This is a genomic window from Streptomyces sp. NBC_01390 (assembly GCF_045040105.1).
In the GTDB taxonomy this organism is placed as follows: Bacteria; Actinomycetota; Actinomycetes; order Streptomycetales; family Streptomycetaceae; genus Streptomyces.
Map to the genome: position 1 here is coordinate 2454605 of NZ_CP109551.1, position 20057 is coordinate 2474661.

Genomic DNA, 20057 nt, shown 5'->3' on the forward strand with positions numbered 1-20057 from the left:
GGAAGTGGTCCTACTTCTCCGTTACTCCCGCCGAGTCGAACGTCGCCACCTCGTGCATTGCCCTTGCCGTGCTCTGGACCAGTGGGAGGGCCAGGAGCGCGCCCGTGCCCTCGCCGAGGCGGAGGTCCAGGTCGACCAGGGGGCGCAGGCCCAGCTTGTTCAGGGCCGCCACGTGGCCCGGTTCCGCGCTCCGGTGGCCCGCGATGCACGCGGCCAGGACCTCGGGGGCGATCGCGCGGGCCACCAGGGCGGCGGCGCCGGCGCTGACGCCGTCCAGGATCACCGGCGTACGCAGGGAGGCGCCGCCGAGGAGCAGGCCGACCATGGCCGCGTGTTCGAAGCCGCCGATCGCCGCCAGGACGCCGATCGGGTCGGCCGGGTCGGGCTGGTGGAAGTCGATGGCGCGGCGGACGACCTCGGTCTTGCGGGCGAGGGTCTCGTCGTTGATGCCGGTGCCCCGGCCCGTGACCTCGGCGGGGTCCGTGTCCGTGAAGACGGAGATCAGGGCCGCGGACGCCGTGGTGTTCGCGATGCCCATCTCACCCGTGAGCAGGGCCTTGTTGCCGGCTGCCACCAGGTCGCGGGCCGTCTCGATGCCGACCTCGATGGCTGCCCTGGCCTCCTCGCGGGTCATCGCGGGGCCGGTCGTCATGTCGGACGTGCCCGCGCGGATCTTGCGCGGCAGCAGGCCGGGGGTGGCGGGCAGGTCCGACGCCACGCCCACGTCGATGACGCAGACCTCGGCGCCCACCTGGTTCGCGAAGGCGTTGCAGACCGCGCCGCCACCGAGGAAGTTGGCGACCATCTGGGCGGTCACCTCCTGCGGCCAGGGGGTGACGCCCTGGGCGTGTACTCCGTGGTCGCCCGCGAAGATCGCGACCGCTGCCGGCTCCGGGATCGGGGGCGGGCACATGCGGGACAGCCCCGACAACTGTGCGGAGATGATCTCCAGCATGCCGAGCGCGCCCGCCGGCTTCGTCATGCGCTTCTGACGTTCCCACGCCTCGCCGAGCGCCTTGGCGTCCAGCGGGCGGATGTTGGCGACGGTCTCGGCGAGCAGGTCGTGCGGCTCCTCTCCGGGCAGTGCCCGGCGGCCGTACGTCTCCTCGTGCACGACCCACGACAGGGGGCGGCGCTTGGACCAGCCCGCCTGCATCAGCTCGGGCTCCTCCGGGAACTCGTCGACGTAGCCGACGCAGAGGTAGGCCACGACCTCCAGGTGCTCGGGCAGGCCCAGGGCCCGGACCATCTCGCGCTCGTCGAAGAAGCTGACCCAGCCGACGCCGAGGCCCTCGGCGCGGGCGGCGAGCCACAGGTTCTCGACCGCGAGGGCGGAGGAGTAGGGGGCCATCTGCGGCTGGGTGTGCCGGCCGAGGGTGTGACGGCCGCCGCGGGTCGGGTCGGCGGTCACGACGATGTTCACCGGGGTGTCGAGGATGGCCTCGATCTTCAGTTCCTTGAACTGCTTGGCCCGGCCCTTGGGCAGCGACTTGGCGTACGCCTCCCGCTGCCGCGCGGCCAGTTCGTGCATCGTGCCGCGGGTCTCCGCCGAGCGGATCACGACGAAGTCCCAGGGCTGCGAGTGGCCGACGGACGGCGCCGTGTGGGCCGCCTCCAGCACACGCAGCAGGACGTCGTGCGGGATCGGGTCGCTGCGGAAGCCGTTGCGGATGTCCCGGCGCTCACGCATCACCTTGAGCACGGCCTCGCGCTCGGCGTCGTCGTAGCCGGGGGCGGCGGGACCGGTGGACTCCCGGACGTTCTCCACCACGGCCGCGCTCACTTCGCTGTCCTCCTGGTCGGCGGCCCGTGTGTCCAGGTCCTCTGCCTGCTGTGCCACCTGTGCGGCATCGAGGTCGGGGGCGGGTTCGGGCTCCTCCGTAAGGGGCACCGCCACGAATTCGGGGGTGTGTTCCGCCTCCTGGGGGGCCGGGACCTCGGCCTGGGCCGGTTCCGGCTCCGGAGCGGGCACGGGTTCCTCCTCCGGGGGAAGGGCGAGCCCGTGCGGGGGTGTCGGGGCCAGGTACGGGGTGGTGGGCACTGTGCCGTCCACCGGGACGAACCCGCCCGCCGGCTCGGCGAATTGCGGCTCGGCGAACGGGGTGGGTTCCTCGGCGGGCTCCGCGTACTGCTCGGCGGCGGGGCTGTCGGCGACAACCGGTTCCGGGTCGGGGGTTGTCGGCGCGGCCGGGACGGGCGCCTGGTCGCTCGGGGCGGCCGGTGCGAAAACGGCTTCGGGCTCGGGTTCGGGTTCGGGCGTCTGCTCTTCCGCGGTGGCGGACTCCGGTGCGGGGGCGGGCGCCTCCGTCGGTGCGGCCTCGTACAGGGGTTCCGCGAGCGGGGCGGCCTCGGCCGGCTGGGCCGTGGCGTCCGCCAGTTGGGGCTGCGGGTCCACAAAGTGGGCGACCGGGGGCTCCTCCGCGGCGGGCGGAGCCGAGAACTCCCCTACGGGGACACCCTGGGCCTCGACGTGGATGCCGGGGTCCACCGCCTGCGGCTCGCTCTCGGGGGCGGCCTGGGGGTCGATGTAGGACTCGGGGGCGTACTGAGCCTCCGGCGCGATCGGAACGTCCGGTACGGGCTGCGCCTCGGGAGCTGCCGGCTCCTCCGGGACGACCTGCGCGTCCAGTACGGGTTCCGCCTCCGGCACCTCCGGCACTACGGGTTCTGCCTGCGGTACGGCGATCAGGGCGTCCTCGGGCAGCGCCACGGCGCCCTCGGTCTCCTGCGGGGCGTGTGGCACCTCGGGGGTCACGGGGGGCGCCGGGAAAACGGTGACGGTCTCAGGGCCCTCGGCGGGACCCGGGGGCGGGGGGACCTCGTGGACGTAAGCGCTCTCCGGGGCCGGTACCGCCGAGGGAGCAGCGGGTTCGGGCGTCTCGTAAGCGCCCGCCGGCTCCTCGTACGCGGCCTCGGGAGTCGTTTCCTGGAGCGCCGGTACGGGTTCGGCCTGCTCCGGCACCTCTACCGGATCGGGGACCGGTTCCGGGGCCGGGGTCTCCGCCTGGACTGGAATAACCGTTTCCGCAGGGTGCGCCGCCTCGCTCACCAGCGGCGGGGCCGGGGCGGTCTGTACCGCTGTGTGCGTCTGGGCCGGGTCGCCCCAGGGAGCGGCGCCCTGCGGGGCCGTTTCGGCGAGCAGGGGCGGCGCGTCGAGGTACTGGGGGACGGGGGCCTGAGCGGGCGTACCGAACTGGCGTGCCGGTGCGGGCATGCCCGCCGGGCCCCGGTCGGCGAGGGAGCGGACCGGGCTCGCGGAGGCGTCGGGGGTCGGCGGGCCGAGGTGCAGCGGGCGGCGCGGCGCGACCGGCGCCTGGGCCGCGGAGGCCTGGGTCGCCAGACGGACGGCGCTCAGGTCGACCGAGCCGCTGTCGCGGCCACCGGTCTCGTGCGGGCCGGGTTCGTGCACGGCCTCGACGACAGGCGCCGGGGCGGGTGGCGCGACCTCGTTGCCCCACGCGCTCTGGGCGCCCGGGAGCAGCAGCAGGTCTTCGTCCTCGGCGGTGGTCTCGGAGAGGTAGGTAAACGCACCGTGCGCGGCAACGCCCGGCTGTTCCACCATGCCTGCGTTCTCCGGCAGTCCCTCGGCCGGGACCTGGCCGGTGTCGGTCATGCGAACCCCTCGCCCATCGGTTAGTGCTTCTACGACCAGCTCACCCGTTACGGCTCACCGATCGCCCCGTAGTGAAGAACGAGCATGCGTGCCCAGCGGCACGAACGACCCGTCCCAGAAAGACGACAAAGCCACTAACTGGCATTGTCGCCATCAACTGGCATTCTTGCGGCCGTTCCGCCGTAGCGGCAGCTTGATCCGCCACGGTCCGCTGTGGACTGCGCCACGTTGCGCGCCCCACCGGTTCCGCCGTACCACACTCACCCCAAAACGGGCGCGCTTTCCGGACATTGGGCTACGAAGTGCCGGGCCACCGAGTGCGGTACAACGGTCGGCCAGCCTACCGCGCGCAGTACGACAACAGGATCACGGGACGGCAACCGGCGTCAGGCCGCACGGTCGGGCAGGACTCCGCTGAGCAGGAACGCGACGCTGCGTTCCGTCTCCGTCCAGGCCCGGGTGTCGAGTTCGACGGACTGGAGGAGGGCGCACTCGACCTGGTAGCCGTGCTCGGTCAGGTCGCGGCCGATGAGTTCGGCGGCGTCACGGGTCGCCGCGTGCGTCACGATGCGCTGCGGACGCCGGTCGGCGACCGCGGAGACCACCGCCGCTCCCCCGCCGCCGACGCGGACGACGTCGGGCTCGGGGAGGTCCTCCAGGATGTGCGGGGCCTCGCCGCGCACGATCTGGAGCTGGACGCCGAAGCGGCGGGCGGCGAAGTCGGTGCGGGCGCAGGCGTCCACGTCCCGGTCGACGGCGATGACGGCGGCGCCGCTGCGGGCCGCGTCGGTGGCGAAGGCTCCGCTGCCGCAGCCGATGTCCCAGACGAGGTCGCCCACGCGCGGTCCCAGACGGGCGAGTTGGGCGGCCCGCAGCAGCTCCGTCTCACCGTCGCCGGGGGCGGGCGGACCGCCCGCGGTGGAGCTGTGCCCGTACGCCTCGGTCGGCAGGGCCCAGCCGCGCGGGCCCGCCGCCGGGTCGCGGCCGGCCAGCCAGCCGCTGTCCCCGCTCGCGGCGGCCGGGCCGATGACGATGACGACGTTCGGGTTGCGCCAGATGCGGTCGGCGGCCTTGTCGGAGGTGAGGATCGTGATCTGTTCGCGCTCGGTGCCCAGCTCCTCGCAGATGACGAAGGTGCGGTGCACTCCGGCGAGGAGCAGGCCGAGTTCGGCGGGGCCGGCACCGGGTGAGGTGAGGACGGCGACCTTGGCGTGGGCGCGGCACACGTTGACCGCGCGGCGCAGGGTTCGGCGGTGGGCGACGACCACCTGGGCGTCGTCCCAGGGCATGCCCGCGCGGGCGAACGCGGTGGCCACCGGGGACACGGCGGGGACGACCTCGACCTCCAGGCCGAACTCGGGGTCGCGCAGGGTGCGTACGACCCCGAAGAAGCCGGGGTCCCCGTCGGCGAGGACGACGGCGGTGCCGCGGTGGCCGGCGATGCGGCGGGCGGCGAGGGAGACGCTGCCGAGGCGGACGCGTTCGGCGGCCGGGGGCACTTCGGGGAGCGCGAGATGGTGCGCCGCGCCGGCCACCAGCGTGGCGGCGCCGAGAGCGGAGCGCGCCGTGGCGGTCAGGGGCGTGCCGTCCCAGCCGATCACCGTGACCCGGTCGGCCATCGTCGTCAGTCTCCAGAGGGTTCGCGCGGGTCGTCGGGCGGCTGGGGGAACAGCTGGGGCGATCCCCTGGGGGAGTCGGCCGCATCGGGCTCCGTGAGGGTATCCGGTGTCCCGGATTGGCCGGCGGTGTCCCCCCGGGTCAGTTCCAGTCGGAGTACGACGTGAAACCGCTGGAGTCGGCCAGTTCCTCGCCCGCTCCTTCGAGGTCCTCGGGGAGGAGGCTCCAGACGATGAAGTCGGTGCGTACGTCGGTCCAGGTGCCGTCCTCGGTCCGGACGTGCGCTATACAGGCGCCCCTCAGGACGCCCTCGCTGATACAGCCGATCTTCTGGGCGACCTGCTGGGAGGCGGTGTTGTCGGCGGCCGTGCGCAGCTCGACGCGCTCGAACTTCTGGTCGCCGAGCACCCATTGGGAGGTGGCGAGCGCGGCCTCGGAGGCGTAGCCCTCGCCGCGCGCCCAGGGGGCGATGACGTACGACAGTTCGGTGGACCGAATGTGCCAGTTCGTCTTGGACAGCTGGATGATGCCGACCAGTCGCTGGGTGAGGAACTCGGTGACGGCGAAGTCGAGGCCACGGCCCTCGGTGCGTTCGGCGGGCGCGTACTCGTTGATCCAGGTGCGGGCCGCGTCCTCGGTGAAGGGCTGGGGGACGTCGGTCCAGGCAGCGACCTGTTCGTCGTTCATCATCTCGGCCAGTGCGGGGATGTCGTCCTCGTCGAGAGGGCGCAGCACCAACCGCTCCGTGCTGATGGAGATGTTGGGGAAGGTGCTCGTCATGCGCCACTCCGTAACCTTCGGAACCTTCGAACCTGCGGGGCCTGCTGAACTGCCCAGCATGCAGCATGCGGCGCCGGAACCGCATCACGGGGTCCACGCCCGGTGAGGGAGCGGACCCCGTACGTGTCGGTACGTACCGAGGTGGCAGGTGACCGAAGGCGGCCGGATCAGAACGACGGGATCACGGCGCCGTCGTACTTGTCCTCGATGAACTTCCTGACCTCGGCGGAGGTGAGCAGCTTGGCTAGCTTCGCGACCCGGGGGTCGTCCTCGTTGCCCTCCTTCACGGCGAGGAAGTTCCCGTACGGGTTGTCCTTCGGGGACTCCGAGACGAGGGCGTCCTTCGCGGGCGAGAGGTCGGCTTCGAGGGCGTAGTTGCCGTTGATCACCGCGGCGTCGACGTCGTCCAGGGAGCGCGGGGTCTGGGCCGCCTCCAGCTCCTTGAACTTGAGGTCCTTGGGGTTCTTGGTGATGTCGGAGGGGGTCGCCTCGTTGCCCACACCGTCCTTGAGGGTGATGATCCCGTTCGCGGCGAGCAGTTTGAGGGCGCGGGCCTCGTTCACGCTGTCGTTCGGGACGGCGATGGTGGCACCGCTCTTCAGGGCGTCCGCGCTCTTGACCTTGTGGGAGTAGAGGCCGAGCGGCTCCAGGTGGACCGTGACGACCGGCACGATGTGGGTGCCGTTCTTCTTGTTGAAGTCGTCGAGGTACGGCTGGTTCTGGAAGTAGTTGGCACCCACCGAACCGTCTTCGGTCGCCGTGTTCGGCGTCACGTAGTCGGTGAACTCCCTGACCTCCAGGTCGAGGCCGGCCTTCTTCGCCAGGTTGTCCTTCACGTAGGTGAGGATCTCGGCGTGCGGGGTGGGGCTCGCGGCGACGACCAGCGGGCCGCTGGTGTCGGAGGAGGCGGAGTCCTTGTCCGAGCCGCACGCGGTCAGCCCCAGGGTGAGGGCTCCGGTGGCGAGGGCGGCGGCGGTGAACTTTATGACGTTACGCACGAAAAGTGCCTTTCCATGTGGGTGTGGCTGTCCCCGTGATGGGTGGTACGGGGAAATCTGCGGGTGGGTGGGAGTGCCGAGAGAGGCTCTCGGCGGGTCCTGGAGAGCCGTCAGGCGGCCTTGTCGACGTCCGCGGTGGCGGCTTCCCCGGTCGCGGCCGGCCTGGGCTTCGCCTTCAGCAGCCGGAGTACGGGCGCCGACCCGGAACCGCCGCCGCGTCGGTGCAGCCTGCGGGCCGCGAGGTCGCCGGCGAACTGGATGACCGAGATGACGACCGCGAGGATCCCCACGGTGATCCACATCAGGCCGCTCTCGAACCGCTGGTAGCCGTAGCGGATGGCGATGTCGCCGAGGCCGCCCGCGCCGACCGTGCCGGCCATCGCGGAGTAGCCGATGAGGGCGACGACGGTCGTGGTGGCCGACGAGATCAGCGAGGGCAGGGACTCGGGTACGAGCACGCGGCGGACGACGGTCCAGGTGTTGCCGCCCATGGCCTGCACGGCCTCGACGAGCCCGTGGTCCACCTCGCGGACCGCCGTCTCGACAAGGCGTGCGAAGAACGGGATCGCGCCGATGGCGAGCGGCACGATGGCGGCCTCACGTCCGATCGTCGTACCGGTGATGGTCCGCGTGAAGCTCATCAGCGCGACCATCAGGATGATGAACGGCATCGAGCGGGCGACGTTCACGACCTGCCCGATGACCTTGTTGGCGAGGACGTTCTGCAGCAGCCCGCCGCGGTCGGTCAGGACCAGCAGGACGCCCAGCGGAAGCCCGCCGACGACGGCGATCAGCGTGGACCAGCCGACCATGTAGAGGGTGTCCCAACACGCCTGCTCCAGCAGGGGCGACATCTCGGACCAGGTCACTTGGCACCGTCCTTCACCAGTACGGACTCCTGGTCCGCCGCCCGCTCGACGACATCGATCTGCAGACCCTGCTCGCGCAGGAAGCCGATCGGCACGACGTTCTCCTCGTAGCCGCCCGGCAGTTCGATGCGCATGCGGCCGACCTGCCTGCCCGCGACGGTGTCCATCGCGGCGCCGAGGATCGAGATGTCGATGTTGTACGTGCGGGAGAGCTGCGAGATGACGGGCCTGGTGGCCGCGTCCCCCTGGAAGGTGACGTCGATGACCGTACGGTCGTCCCCGGAGGCGTCGCCGCTCACCGGGAAGAGCGCGGCGGCCAGTTCGGAGCCGGGGGTGGCGAGCAGCTCGCTGACGGTGCCCGACTCGGTGATCCGCCCGTTCTCCATGAGTGCGGCCGAGTCGCAGATGGACTTGACGACGTCCATCTCGTGCGTGATGAGCAGCACGGTGAGCCCCAACTGCCGGTTCAGGTCGCGCAGCAGCTGGAGGACCGAGCGCGTGGTCTCCGGGTCGAGGGCGCTGGTGGCCTCGTCGGAGAGCAGCACCTTGGGGTCGCCGGCGAGGGCGCGGGCGATACCGACGCGCTGCTTCTGGCCGCCGGAGAGCTGCGCGGGGTAGGCCCTGGCCTTGTCGGAGAGGCCGACGAGGTCGAGCAGCTCCAGCGCCTTGCGGGACCGTTCCCGGCCCGACATGCCGAGGATTTCGAGCGGCAGCTCGACGTTGTCCTGGACGGTACGGGTGGACAGCAGGTTGAAGTGCTGGAAGACCATGCCGATACGGCTGCGCGCCCGGCGCAGCTCCCGGCCCGCCCTGGGTCCGCGCCCTGCCAGGGCGGTGAGGTCCTGCCCGGCGACGGTGACGGTGCCGGCGGTGGGGCGTTCCAGGAGGTTGACGCAGCGGATGAGCGAGGACTTGCCGGCGCCGGACTGGCCGATGACGCCGTACACCTCGCCTTCGCGGACGTGCAGGTCGACGCCGTCGAGGGCGGTGACTTCACGACCGCGTGAGCGGTAGACCTTCGTGAGGCCGGACGTGGTGATCACAGGGGTTTCCGTCACTGTCGAGTGCGCGGGCATGGATGTGCCCGGACACGGGAGGGGGGAGGTGCGCGGCTCGGGTCGGTCACATACGGACGACGGCCTGTGTATGAGTCGGAGGAGTCATACGGCTGCGGCGTACGGACATGCCACGGGGCGGCTCACTTCGGGGCAGACCCCCATAGGTGAGGGGGCGGCGTGGGGCCCTCTAGAAGGCGCACATTCGACACATACAACGAGCACCGGGCGTCAGGGTCGCCTCGGTCGCAAGGATGCGGCTGCTCGAAGTGGTCATGCGATCAGTAAAGCAGACGTATGGACACGGCCAAGAATGCCTGTCTCACGTCCGTCCACATTATGGACAGTCAAGGCCGCGACTCAGCCATCTGTTTCGCCGGTCCGCCGTGCGGCGCGGGGCCGACCGCACCAGGCCTTTTGGGCCGTAATAGGGTCGCGGCATGCTCGATGCCCTGACGGTCGCGACCGCCGTCGCCGCTCTCGCGCTCGCCGCCTGGTGCGGCTGGGCCGCCTCTCGCGATCAGCCCACCAAGGACTGGCACTTCATCGGCATGGGCGTGGTGACGTTGCTCACCGCGGTCCAGCTGGTGGTCGGCATCGTCCAGCTCGCCCGGGGCGAGAAGCCGGAGCAGGGTACGACGATCTTCGTGGCCTATCTGCTGGGCGCCCTGGCGTGTGTGCCGGTCACGGGGTTCATGTCGCTGGCGGAGCGCACCCGGTGGGGCTCGGTGACGGTCGCCGCCGGCGGTGTGGTGCTGGCCGTGCTGGAGGTGCGCCTCTATGACATCTGGGGAGGATGAGATGGCCATGACGCAGGAAAAGCCCGCGCGCAAGCGGCTCATCAGCGGGCCGGGGATTCTGCTGGTCTGGCTGTACGGCGTGATGGTCGTGGGTGCGGTGTCGCGCTCCGCCGTGCAGATCTCGACCGAGTTCGGGCACGCGCCGCTCGCCTACTCGCTCTCGGCTGTCGCCGGTCTGGTGTACGGGTTCATCACGTACTCGCTGGTGCGGGGCGGGGAGACGGCGCGGCGCGCTGCGCTGGCCTGTTGCGCCGCGGAGCTTGTCGGGGTGTTGGTCGTGGGCACGTGGACCCTGGTCGAGCCGTCCGCGTTTCCGGACTCGACCGTGTGGTCCGACTACGGGATGGGGTACTTGTTCATCCCCGTGCTGCTGCCCGTCTCCGCGATGTACTGGTTGCGCAAGGCGCGTTCGCCCCAGGGGGAGGTCGGCTGAGGTTTACTGCGCGACCGCGGGTTCATTGTGGCTTGTCGCGCAGTTCCCCGCGCCCCTTCGGGGGCGCTCCTCTTGGCCTTCTCAGGCGGTTGCCGCGTAGGTTTCCGCCGGCTTTTCCAGGACGATCATCGGTACGCCGTCGGTGCCCTTGTCCGTGCCCACCGTCTCGTAGCCGACCCGGCGGTACAGGCGCAGGCCCTTGTCGCTGCGGTGGCCGGTGCTGAGGCGGAACCTCTTGGCGCCGCGTTCCTCGGCGAGCGCCGACTCGGCGGCACGCAGCAGCCGGGCGCCGATGCCGTGGCCCTGGAGACGCGGGTGGACGCAGAGCTTGCCGATGGATGCCGTGCCGTCGGGGTTCGGCGTGCCGCGCACCGAGCCGACCACCTCCTCACCCAGCCGCGCCACATAGACGCAGTCCGCGGCGACTTCCTCCCGGACGGAGTCCAGGGTCTGGAGGAGCGGGTCGATCCGGTAGTTGCCGTACAGAGCGGCCTCGCTCTGGAAGCACAGGTACTGCAGCCGGAAGATCTGCTCGGCGTCCCGTTCAGTCGCCACGGAGATGGTCACGCTCATGCCCATGTGTGCACGCCTCCCGCTCACCTGCTCAGTCGTATGTCCCCACTCCTATCCCCGCCCTTCCCCGGCCGCAACCTCCGGCGTCAGCAAACGACGGAGACATCCCAGGCATCTGGAACGTTCCGGACCAAGACTTCCCTGTGAGATACCCAACTCCCCCGCGATTTCCCGGTAGGTGAGGTCCTTGGGCGACAGCAACGCCTCCAGCAGACTCGGGCAGCGGCCGGGCAGCCGGCGCACCGCCTCGCGCAGGGCGCGGTGCCGGGCGGCGGTGAGGGCGAGTTGCTCGGGGCCCGGTACGGCGTCGGCCGCGGGCTGATCGCCGTACGGCCGCTCGACGCGGGCGGTACGGCGGCTGCGGCGGGCCTCGGAGCGGACGGCCCGGCGCAGCCAGTTGTGCGGGTCGGTCGGCGGACCGTCGGAGTCGAGGCGCTCCAGGAGGCGGAGCCAGACCGCCTGTTCGAGGTCGCTCGGCTCGGCACCGTAGGCATATGCCTCCGCGGAGGCCTCGGCGGCGAGCAGGGGGCGCAGGGCGGAAACCATGTCGTGGGTCATATGCGGCACGACGCGGCCGCCCCGGCGGGAGGTTGCCGGAGCGGCCGGTTGTCACCCCAACCGGGGTGGTGCGGTCAGCTGTTGACGAGGTCCCTCAGACCTCGCATACCCCGCAGACCTCTCGGATGTCGCAGATCCGGCAGATCAGACACAGCCCGCCGAGCCCTCGGTGCATCAGTCGTTCAGGAAGTCCGCGCGTGCCAGCACGCCCGTGTCCGCGTTGTCGGTGAAGACACCGTCGATGCCCGTCGCGAAGTACGTCCGGTACGCGGCGAAAACGTCTCCGTAGGCGTCCGCGTCCGTGCCCTTGCGGAAGTTCGCCGGGAGGAAGGGGTTCTCGTTGCGCATGGTGTACGGGTGCAGGACCAGGCCCGCCTTGTGCGCGTCCGCGACCAGGGTGGTCGGGGAGGTGAGCGCACCCGCCGAGTCCTTCGGGATGACCAGGTCGAGGGTCGGGCCGATGCCCTGCGCGTACGAGGCGATCCCCTTGAGGCCGGCCGGTGTGATCAGGTCGGCGACCGTGCGGGGGTCGCCGGTCGTCACGAAGTCCCAGGGGCGGGTGTTCGCGGCCGAGAGGAGGACGACGAGCGGGTTGTCCACCAGGCGGTTGAGGCGCTGGATGCTGGTCGGCTCGAAGGACTGGAGGATGACCGGCGAGTTCTTCCTGTCCTTGCCGTGCTTCTTCAGGAGCTTCGCGACCCGCTCCTCCAGGCCCAGGCCGAGTGCCCGGAAGTAGGTGGGGTGCTTGGTCTCGGGGTAGATCCAGACCTGCTTGCCGCGCTTGCGGGTCTGCTCGTCCTGCCAGCGGAGGACCTCTTCGAAGGTGGGGATCTCCCAGCGGCCGTTGTAGAGGGTGTTGTGCGGACGGTTGGCCGGAATGCGCTCGACCGCGCGCAGTGTCTTCAGCTCGGCGAGCGTGAAGTCCTCGGTGAACCAGCCGGTGACGGAGACGCCGTCCAGGACCTTGGTCGTCTTGCGGCCGGCGAACTCGGGGTGGTCGGCGACGTCCGTCGTCCCGCCGATCTCGGGCTCGTGGCGGCAGACGAGGTGACCGTCCTTGGTGGGCACCAGGTCACCGGCCTCGACGATGTCCGCGCCGAGGTCGAGGGCCAGTTGGTACGAGCCGAAGGTGTGCTCCGGGCGGTAGCCACTGGCACCCCGGTGGCCGATGATCGTCGGTACGGGCAAGCTCTTCAAGCCACCGCCTCCGTGCTTCGCGTCCCGGGGCACGTCCTGCCCGGCGACCTGGGCGTCGGCTCGCGCCGAGCCGGGCAGCCCGACGACCGCTCCGACCGCGCCGCCCGCACCCAGCATCGCGACACCGAGCAGCGTCCGCCGCCCCGTCCCCGCGGGCTCCCCCTGCGCATGTCCGTTCGACTCCAGCGTGCCCATGAGTGCCTCTCCTGCCGCACCGTCATCTGTCCAAGCGGACCGATCGTAGGTGCGTGTACATGACGACAGGGAGGCCTCGGACGGAACACGCGGGTGACGCCGGATGTCGGCATCACCTCGGCCGAGGCGGGTAGGCGGTCAGTGTGTTTCGTACGACTCGCGCGATCTCCATCACATTCGTGGCGGTGCGTCACATGCCCGCAACGCCGTGCCACCGCAGGTAAACGCGGGTCAACAGTGCGTAAGTAGTGGGTGAACCCGATGTGCACTACCCCCCGAGGCGCGAGTATCGTCCTCACCTGCACAGACTTATACCGAATCCCTTGACACCGGAGGGCCTGTTGTCCCGCTTCGCGCTCATCAAGGCAGTGCTCGGACCGATCATGCGCCTGATGTTCCGCCCACGGGTGGAAGGCGTGGAGCACATCCCCGGCGACGGTCCGGTGATCCTCGCCGGCAACCACCTCACGTTCATCGACTCGATGATCCTGCCCCTGGTCTGTGACCGGCAGGTCGTGTTCATCGGCAAGGACGAGTACGTCACCGGCAAGGGGTTCAAGGGCCGCCTCATGGCCTGGTTCTTCACCGGCGTCGGCATGATCCCGGTGGACCGGGACGGGGCCAACGGCGGTGTCGCGGCGCTGATGACCGGCCGCCGGGTGCTGGAGGAGGGGCGCATGTTCGGGATCTACCCCGAGGGCACCCGCTCCCCCGACGGCCGCCTCTACCGGGGTCGCACCGGGATCGCCCGACTGACTCTGATGACGGGCGCGCCGGTGGTGCCGTTCGCGATGATCGGCACGGACAAGTTGCAGCCGGGCGGGGCGGGGATGCCCCGGCCGGGGCGGGTCACTGTGCGGTTCGGTGAGGCGATGGAGTTCTCCCGGTACGAGGGGATGGACCGGGATCGGTATGTGCTGCGGGCGGTGACGGACTCGGTGATGACCGAGGTCATGCGGTTGTCCGGGCAGGAGTACGTGGACATGTACGCGACGAAGGCCAAGGCCGCGTAGGGGTGTTGGGGGTTTGTCGTCGGGTGCGGGTTCGTTGTGGCTTGTCGCGCAGTTCCTCGCGCCCCTAAGGGGTGGTGCGGGGTCGTGATCAAGTACAGGTTTGTCGTGGCTTGTCGCGCAGTTCCCCGCGCCCCTAGGGGCACCCGGCGTCCTTAACGACCCTCCAGTTTTTGTCCCCTCAGCAGTACCCAGGCCGCTGCCGCCGCTGCCAGTAGCACCACCGCGCCCCCGCCCGCCGCGAGCGCGATGCCGTTCGTGAACGCCTCGCGGGCCGCGTGAAGCAGGGCCTCTGCCGTCGGTGTCGGCAGACCTGCCGCCGTTTCCACCGCTCCGCCCAGTGACTCGTGGGCCTCTGACGGTGTGCCCGGCGGAGCCGTGAAGTTTCGGTAGGCACCCGTGACGATCGAGCCGAGGAGGGCGATGCCGAGGGCGGCGCCCAGTTCGTAGGCCGTCTCCGACACCGCGGCTGCCGCGCCTGCCTGGTCCTTGGGGACGCTCGCCAGGATGACGTCCGAGGTCACCGTGAACGAGAGGCCCGCGCCCACACCCACGACCAGCAGCGCGGTGCCGAGCAGCGGATAGCCGGTCGACTGGTCCACCAGGGTGAGCGCCGCCAGGGCGAGGCCGATGGCCGCGAGACCGCCCGAGACCACGGCCCGTACCGAGTAGCGCCGGGCCGCCGAACCGGCGAGCAGACCTGCCACCACCGCACCCATCGCCGCGGGCAGTTCGGCGAGGCCCGCCTCCAACGGCCCCCGGCCCTGCACGAGTTGCAGGTACTGCGAGAGGAAGAACACCAGCCCGGACAGTCCGAGGATGGTCAGCAGGTCGGCGAGCACGGCCCCGCTGAACCCCCGGTCGCGGAACAGCCGCATGTCCAGGAGGGGGATGGGCAGGGTGAGTTGCCGGCGCACGAAGCCGTACAGAGCCGCTGCCCCCAGGGCCGCCGCGCCCAGCGCCGGCCACGAGAACCCGTGTGACGCCGCCTCCTTGATGCCGTACACAACGCCGACCATGCCGACGAGCGACAGAACGACGCTGCGCAGGTCCCACGGGCCCGGCGCCGGGTTGCGCGACTCGGGGAGCAGCTTGATGCCTACCAGGACGAGGACCACCATCACGGGCAGGTTGATCAGGAAGACCGAGCCCCACCAGAAGTGTTCGAGCAGAAAGCCGCCGGCGACCGGGCCGACCGCGGTACCGGCGGAGGCGGTGGCGCCCCAGATGCCGATGGCGAGGCTGCGTTCGCGCGGGTCGTGGAAGAGGTTGCGGATCAGGGCGAGCGTGGCCGGCATCAGGGTCGCGCCCGCGACACCGAGCAGTGCCCGCGCCAGGATCAGCAACTCCGGTGTCGTCGCGTAGGCGTTGAGGACGGACACCGCGCCGAACGCGGTCGCGCCGATGAGCAGCAGCCGCTTGCGGCCGATGCGGTCGCCGAGGCTGCCCATGGAGACGAGCAGGCCCGCGATGACGAACGAGTAGACGTCGCCTATCCACAGCAACTGGGTGCCGGACGGCTTCAGGTCCTCGCTGATGTAGGGGGTCGCGAGACCCAGGACGGTCGCGTCGACTGCCACCAGCAGCACGGCCAGCACGAGGACGGACAGCGCGAGCCAGCGGCCCGGACGCCTCTCTTCCTCCGTCGCGTGGGCCGGCCGCAGGGTGCTGGTCATGATTCCTCTCTCCGTAGTGCGCCGCCGAGCAACAGTTCGACGATCATGTAGTGGAAGTCCTTCGGGGCGCCCTTGCCGCTCTGCACCATCCAGGCCCCGGAGGCCAGCAGCCCGAACAGGGCTTCGGTGAGCCAGGCAGGCGTCAGGTCGATGCGGAACTCGCCGTTCCCCTGTCCGCGCCGGAACAGCGCGGAGATACGGGCGTCGGTCCGGGCCCAGCCCTCGTTCTGCTCCTCGCCCTCGAACAGCTGGTTCTCCGTGTAGAGAAAGCTGAGCAACCCGGCGGCGGGCTCGATCTCACGCACCAGGCGTCGTACGGCATCACTCGCCGCGCCCTCCTCCAGGCGGGCGGCGTCGAGTGCGGACTCGCACTCCGCGATACCGAGTGACTCCAGCGCCCGTACGAGCGCGTCGCGGCCGGCGAAGTGGCGGTGCAGCGTGGCCCGGCTGATTCCGGCCGCCTTGGCGACCTCGTCCATCGTGGACGTGGATTTCCGGGTGAGGAGGGCGGCTGCGCTGCGCAGCACGTGTTCACGGTCGACGGCCATGAGACAACAGTAACCCAAATGAGACACTGGTGTCTCATTACGGGCGTGAGCGTCTCACTTCTGCTCGTCCCGCGTGTGTCTCAGTGCCAGGGCAGCTGCCCGCGCCGCTCCCAGTAGACGGACGGCTCCTCGACCAGTGCGGCCAGGCGCGACAGCTGGTCCTCATCGAGGTCGACGACCGCCGCGTGCAGATTCGAGGCGAGCTGGCCCGCCGTGGCCGCGCCGGACAGCACGACCCCCGCCCACGGCTGCCGCAGGACCACCGCGAGGGCGACGGCGTCCGCGCCGAGCCCCGTCTCCTCGGCGACCGCCCGCACGGCGTCGGGCGCCTGCCCGGCGGCGAGGCGTCCGTTGGCCATGCCCTCCTTGACGATCACCGTCAGTCCGGCGTCGTGGGCCTCGGCCAGCGCGGGCCCGGCGGAGGTCTCCAGGACGTTGTACGTCGACTGGACGGTACGGAAGAGGGGCTCGCCGTCGACCGTGACGGCGAGGGCGGCGCGGACGGTGTCGGCCTGGGCGGGACCACTGGTGGAGAAGCCGATGGTCAGGCCCTCCGCCGCGGCCTCGGCGAGACGGGCGTGGAGTTCCTTGTCCGACAGGGCCGGGCTTTCGGGGGTCAGCGAGTGGATCTGGTAGAGGTCCAGACGGGCGCCGAGCAGTTGACCGGATTCGGCGCGCTGACGCTCGTACGTCGTGAGGCTGTGGTCCTTGACCTCGTGCCGCTCGGCGTCGGTGGTCCAGTCGGCGGTGTAGGTGTAGCCCCACTTGCTGCCGATGACGACGTCGTCGATGTCGGGGTGTGCGGCCAGCCAGTCGGCGAGGAACTCCTCGGAGCGGCCGTACGAGCGGGCCACGTCGATGTAGCGCACGCCTTGGGCGTAGGCGGCGTCGAGGAGTTCGTGCGTTCGGGTGCGGAGGGCTTCTACGCTGCGGTGCTCTGCGAGGCCCAGGTCGTGGTCTCGGCCGAGGTTGATGTAGCCGGGGCGGGCGACTGCGGCGAGGCCCAGTCCGAGGTGGCAGGTGGGGGTTGTCGCTGTGGCCAGTCGGGTGAAGGGCATCGCGGGCTCCGTGGGGTCGGCTCCGGTTCGGCTCCTGACCAACGTAACCCGCGATGACTTTTGCTTCAGAGCTCGGGTTGTGCGGTGCGGTGGCGGGTGCTGGTGCGTTGTGGCTTGTCGCGCCGTTCCCCGCGCCCCTGAAGGGGCCTGCGGCCCTTCAGGGACAGCGCACCCGGCTCCTACTTCTGCTTTGCTGTGGCCCACTCGTGCTGGGTCGCCACGTCTGCCTTCAGTTCTGCCAGTTGGATCGCGACCGCGCTCGGGGCCGTGCCTCCCCGGCCGTTGCGGGAGGCCAGGGCGCCCTTGACGTTGAGGACCGTGCGGACCTCGGGGGTGAGGTGGGCGCTGATCTTCGCGAACTGGTCGTCGGTCAGGCCGTCCAGCTCGACCCCGTCCGCCTCGGCGGCCTTCACGCACTCACCGGCGACCTCGTGGGCGACACGGAAGGGGACGCCCTGCTTGACCAGCCACTCGGCGATGTCGGTGGCGAGGGAGAAGCCGGCCGGGGCCAGTTCCTCCATGCGCTCGCGGTGGACGGTGAGCGTGGCCATCATGCCGGTGAAGGCGGGGAGCAGGACCTCGAGCTGGTCGCAGGAGTCGAAGACAGGCTCCTTGTCCTCCTGGAGGTCACGGTTATAGGCGAGGGGCAGCGCCTTGAGGGTGGCCAGGAGGCCCGTGAGGTTGCCGATCAGCCGGCCGCTCTTGCCGCGCGCCAGCTCGGCGATGTCCGGGTTCTTCTTCTGCGGCATGATCGACGAGCCCGTGGAGAAGGCGTCGTGCAGGGTGACGAAGGAGAACTCCTTCGTGTTCCAGATGATGATCTCCTCGGCGATCCGGGAGAGGTTGATCCCGATCATCGCCGTGATGAAGGCGAACTCGGCGACGAAGTCGCGCGAGGCCGTGCCGTCGATGGAGTTGCCCACGCTGCCGTGCTCGAAGCCGAGGTCCTTGGCGACCGACTCCGGGTCGAGACCGAGGCTGCTGCCCGCGAGCGCGCCCGAGCCGTAAGGGGAGACGGCCGTGCGCTCGTCCCACTGGCGCAGGCGCTCCGCGTCCCGGGACAGCGGCTGGACGTGGGCCAGGACATGGTGGGCGAACAGGACCGGCTGGGCGTGCTGGAGGTGGGTACGGCCGGGCATCGCCACGTCCGAGTGGGCCTCCGCGAGGCCGATCAGCGCGTCCTGGAGGTCGGCGATCAGGCCGCCGATCGTACGGGCGTGGTCCCGCAGGTACATGCGGAAGAGGGTCGCGACCTGGTCGTTGCGCGAGCGGCCGGCGCGGAGCTTGCCGCCGAGGTCGGGGCCGAGGATCTCCAGCAGGCCGCGTTCCAGGGCCGTGTGGATGTCCTCGTCGGCCATGGTGGGGACGAGGGTGCCGTCGGCGAGGTTCGCTTCGAGCCGGTCGAGGCCGGCCAGCATGCGTGTCAGCTCGTCGTCGGTGAGCAGGCCCGCCTTGTGCAGCACGCGCGCGTGGGCACGCGATCCGGCGATGTCGTAGGGCGCGAGCCGCCAGTCGAAGTGGACGGACGCGGACAGCTTGGCCAGGGCCTCGGCGGGACCGTCGGCGAAACGGCCGCCCCAGAGCCGTACGTCACCGCTGTTGCTGCTCACTTGCGTCGCTCCTAGAAGACAGGGGGGTGGATGTGCGACCGCCTCCCCACCCGTACGGAGGGGAGGCGGTAGCAACAACGGTATCGGTTACGCCTGGTCGCGCTTGGCCGCGATCTTCGACGACAGGCTGTAGATGTCGATGAAGCCCTTGGCCGCGGCCTGGTCGAAGGTGTCGCCCGTGTCGTACGTGGCCAGGTTGAAGTCGTAGAGCGAGGTCTCGGAGCGCCGGCCGGTGACCACCGCGCGACCACCGTGCAGGGTCATCCGGACATCGCCGTTGACGTGCTGGTTGGCCTCGTTGATGAAGCCGTCCAGGGCGCGCTTGAGCGGGGAGAACCACTGGCCGTCGTAGACCAGCTCGCCCCAGCGCTGCTCGACCTGGCGCTTGTAGCGGGCGAGTTCACGCTCGACCGTGACGTTCTCCAGCTCCTGGTGGGCCGTGATCAGGGCGATCGCGCCCGGAGCCTCGTACACCTCGCGGGACTTGATGCCGACGAGACGGTCCTCGACCATGTCGATCCGGCCGATGCCCTGGGCGCCGGCGCGCTCGTTGAGCTGCTGGATGGCCTGGAGGACGGAGACCGGCTTGCCGTCGATGGCGACCGGGACGCCCTCCTTGAAGGAGACGATCACCTCGTCGGCCTCGCGCGGGGTGGCGGGGTTCGAGGTGTACTCGTAGATGTCCTCGATCGGGGCGTTCCAGATGTCCTCCAGGAAGCCCGTCTCGACCGCGCGCCCGAAGACGTTCTGGTCGATGGAGTACGGGGACTTCTTGGTGGTGGCGATCGGGAGCTGCTTCTCCTCGCAGAAGGCGATCGCCTTGTCGCGGGTCATCGCGTAGTCGCGGACCGGGGCGATGCACTTGAGGTCGGGGGCGAGGGCCACGATGCCGGCCTCGAACCGCACCTGGTCGTTGCCCTTGCCCGTGCAGCCGTGGGCGACCGTGGTGGCGCCGTGCTTCTGGGCGGCGGCGACGAGGTGCTTGACGATCGTCGGCCGGGAGAGGGCGGAGACCAGCGGGTAGCGGTCCATGTAGAGGGCGTTGGCCTTGATCGCCGGGAGGCAGTACTCCTCGGCGAACTCGTCCCTGGCGTCCGCGACCTCGGCCTCGACGGCGCCGCAGGCGAGCGCGCGCTTGCGGATGACGTCCAGGTCCTCGCCGCCCTGGCCGACGTCGACCGCGACCGCGATGACCTCGGCGCCCGTCTCCTCGGCGATCCAGCCGATGGCGACGGAGGTGTCCAGACCGCCTGAGTAGGCGAGTACGACGCGCTCGGTCACGGGTTTTCTCCTCACAGTGCATTCGCTGACATGCATGAGTATGCAGGAGTCTGCATGGTTCGTCAATCTCGGGAAATTTTCTCGCGGATGTTTGCCGAGCCTTTGAACACGCGAAACCGCTTACCCGTACTTCACGCCAGACGCAGGCGCCGCGTCTGTAAAGCGAGTTGAACCGCACAGCCACCC

Annotated in this window: 17 protein-coding genes; 3 read left to right on the forward strand and 14 right to left on the reverse strand. The window is 70.5% G+C overall.

The window, feature by feature from the left end; genetic code table 11:
- Positions 1 to 10: 10 nt before the first annotated feature.
- From cobT to OG241_RS11090, 6 genes are all read right to left on the reverse strand, one after another.
- Positions 11 to 3613, reverse strand: coding sequence for a nicotinate-nucleotide--dimethylbenzimidazole phosphoribosyltransferase (gene cobT / locus OG241_RS11065; RefSeq protein ID WP_405815047.1), 3603 nt, complete (start codon positions 3611 to 3613; stop codon positions 11 to 13).
- Between the two features lie 386 nt (positions 3614 to 3999).
- The gene (gene cbiE / locus OG241_RS11070) at positions 4000 to 5232 is read right to left on the reverse strand and encodes a precorrin-6y C5,15-methyltransferase (decarboxylating) subunit CbiE (protein WP_405815048.1); all 1233 of its coding nucleotides are present in this window, start codon (positions 5230 to 5232) and stop codon (positions 4000 to 4002) included.
- A 139-nt stretch (positions 5233 to 5371) separates the two neighbouring features.
- Entirely contained in the window at positions 5372 to 6010 is a 639-nt protein-coding gene (locus tag OG241_RS11075; RefSeq protein WP_405815049.1) for a GNAT family N-acetyltransferase, read from the reverse strand.
- Between the two features lie 167 nt (positions 6011 to 6177).
- Complete coding sequence (locus OG241_RS11080; protein WP_405815050.1) at positions 6178 to 7008, reverse strand: MetQ/NlpA family ABC transporter substrate-binding protein; 831 nt, start codon at positions 7006 to 7008, stop codon at positions 6178 to 6180.
- Between the two features lie 110 nt (positions 7009 to 7118).
- A complete protein-coding gene (locus tag OG241_RS11085; RefSeq protein ID WP_405815051.1) occupies positions 7119 to 7877 on the reverse strand; it encodes a methionine ABC transporter permease in 759 nt (252 codons plus the stop codon).
- A complete protein-coding gene (locus OG241_RS11090) occupies positions 7874 to 8953 on the reverse strand; it encodes a methionine ABC transporter ATP-binding protein (RefSeq protein ID WP_405815052.1) in 1080 nt (359 codons plus the stop codon). The genes OG241_RS11085 and OG241_RS11090 overlap by 4 nt, the downstream gene beginning before the upstream one ends.
- A gap of 419 nt (positions 8954 to 9372) precedes the next feature.
- Here OG241_RS11090 and OG241_RS11095 point away from each other — a divergent pair, with 419 nt between their 5' ends.
- A complete protein-coding gene (locus tag OG241_RS11095) occupies positions 9373 to 9732 on the forward strand; it encodes a hypothetical protein (RefSeq protein ID WP_189146265.1) in 360 nt (119 codons plus the stop codon).
- A gap of 1 nt (position 9733) precedes the next feature.
- On the forward strand, positions 9734 to 10165 hold the full coding sequence (locus OG241_RS11100; protein ID WP_405815053.1) for a hypothetical protein: 432 nt from the start codon (positions 9734 to 9736) through the stop codon (positions 10163 to 10165).
- An 81-nt stretch (positions 10166 to 10246) separates the two neighbouring features.
- Here the strand turns inward: OG241_RS11100 and OG241_RS11105 are convergent, their stop codons facing one another.
- From OG241_RS11105 to OG241_RS11115, 3 genes are all read right to left on the reverse strand, one after another.
- Positions 10247 to 10744, reverse strand: a complete 498-nt coding sequence (locus OG241_RS11105; RefSeq protein WP_405815054.1) for a GNAT family N-acetyltransferase — start codon at positions 10742 to 10744, stop codon at positions 10247 to 10249.
- Positions 10745 to 10789: 45 nt separating this feature from the next.
- Positions 10790 to 11296: an RNA polymerase sigma factor gene (locus tag OG241_RS11110; RefSeq protein ID WP_405815055.1), complete on the reverse strand. Its 507-nt coding sequence runs from the start codon at positions 11294 to 11296 to the stop codon at positions 10790 to 10792.
- Between the two features lie 174 nt (positions 11297 to 11470).
- Positions 11471 to 12688 carry a glycerophosphodiester phosphodiesterase gene (locus tag OG241_RS11115; protein ID WP_405815056.1) on the reverse strand — a complete coding sequence of 406 codons (1218 nt, stop codon included), beginning with the start codon at positions 12686 to 12688 and terminating at the stop codon, positions 11471 to 11473.
- A 341-nt stretch (positions 12689 to 13029) separates the two neighbouring features.
- Between OG241_RS11115 and OG241_RS11120 the strand changes: the two genes are divergently transcribed.
- Positions 13030 to 13701, forward strand: a complete 672-nt coding sequence (locus OG241_RS11120; protein WP_006373866.1) for a 1-acyl-sn-glycerol-3-phosphate acyltransferase — start codon at positions 13030 to 13032, stop codon at positions 13699 to 13701.
- Between the two features lie 152 nt (positions 13702 to 13853).
- Here the strand turns inward: OG241_RS11120 and OG241_RS11125 are convergent, their stop codons facing one another.
- The 5 genes from OG241_RS11125 to OG241_RS11145 form a co-directional block, all read right to left on the reverse strand.
- Entirely contained in the window at positions 13854 to 15374 is a 1521-nt protein-coding gene (locus OG241_RS11125) for an MFS transporter (RefSeq protein ID WP_405815057.1), read from the reverse strand.
- A complete protein-coding gene (locus OG241_RS11130) occupies positions 15371 to 15922 on the reverse strand; it encodes a TetR/AcrR family transcriptional regulator (protein ID WP_405815058.1) in 552 nt (183 codons plus the stop codon). Before OG241_RS11130 ends, OG241_RS11125 begins: the two co-directional genes overlap by 4 nt.
- Positions 15923 to 16002: 80 nt before the next feature.
- A complete protein-coding gene (locus tag OG241_RS11135) occupies positions 16003 to 16980 on the reverse strand; it encodes an aldo/keto reductase (protein ID WP_405815059.1) in 978 nt (325 codons plus the stop codon).
- A 179-nt stretch (positions 16981 to 17159) separates the two neighbouring features.
- Complete coding sequence (argH, locus tag OG241_RS11140; RefSeq protein ID WP_405815060.1) at positions 17160 to 18590, reverse strand: argininosuccinate lyase; 1431 nt, start codon at positions 18588 to 18590, stop codon at positions 17160 to 17162.
- An 87-nt stretch (positions 18591 to 18677) separates the two neighbouring features.
- Positions 18678 to 19871 (reverse strand): argininosuccinate synthase, encoded by a 1194-nt coding sequence (locus OG241_RS11145; RefSeq protein WP_405815061.1) that lies wholly within the window; start codon positions 19869 to 19871, stop codon positions 18678 to 18680.
- Between the last annotated feature and the right edge of the window lie 186 nt (positions 19872 to 20057).

What these genes read in the sequence shown, in the direction of transcription:
- OG241_RS11115 (WP_405815056.1), bottom strand. Translation starts at nt 12,688, where the DNA reads ATGGGCACGCTGGAGTCGAACGGACATGCGCAGGGGGAGCCCGCGGGG.
- OG241_RS11090 (WP_405815052.1), bottom strand. Translation starts at nt 8,953, where the DNA reads ATGCCCGCGCACTCGACAGTGACGGAAACCCCTGTGATCACCACGTCC.
- OG241_RS11100 (WP_405815053.1), top strand. Translation starts at nt 9,734, where the DNA reads ATGGCCATGACGCAGGAAAAGCCCGCGCGCAAGCGGCTCATCAGCGGG.
- cobT (WP_405815047.1), bottom strand. Translation starts at nt 3,613, where the DNA reads ATGACCGACACCGGCCAGGTCCCGGCCGAGGGACTGCCGGAGAACGCA.
- cbiE (WP_405815048.1), bottom strand. Translation starts at nt 5,232, where the DNA reads ATGGCCGACCGGGTCACGGTGATCGGCTGGGACGGCACGCCCCTGACC.
- OG241_RS11135 (WP_405815059.1), bottom strand. Translation starts at nt 16,980, where the DNA reads ATGCCCTTCACCCGACTGGCCACAGCGACAACCCCCACCTGCCACCTC.
- OG241_RS11095 (WP_189146265.1), top strand. Translation starts at nt 9,373, where the DNA reads ATGCTCGATGCCCTGACGGTCGCGACCGCCGTCGCCGCTCTCGCGCTC.
- OG241_RS11130 (WP_405815058.1), bottom strand. Translation starts at nt 15,922, where the DNA reads ATGGCCGTCGACCGTGAACACGTGCTGCGCAGCGCAGCCGCCCTCCTC.
- OG241_RS11075 (WP_405815049.1), bottom strand. Translation starts at nt 6,010, where the DNA reads ATGACGAGCACCTTCCCCAACATCTCCATCAGCACGGAGCGGTTGGTG.
- OG241_RS11110 (WP_405815055.1), bottom strand. Translation starts at nt 11,296, where the DNA reads ATGACCCACGACATGGTTTCCGCCCTGCGCCCCCTGCTCGCCGCCGAG.
- OG241_RS11105 (WP_405815054.1), bottom strand. Translation starts at nt 10,744, where the DNA reads ATGGGCATGAGCGTGACCATCTCCGTGGCGACTGAACGGGACGCCGAG.
- OG241_RS11125 (WP_405815057.1), bottom strand. Translation starts at nt 15,374, where the DNA reads ATGACCAGCACCCTGCGGCCGGCCCACGCGACGGAGGAAGAGAGGCGT.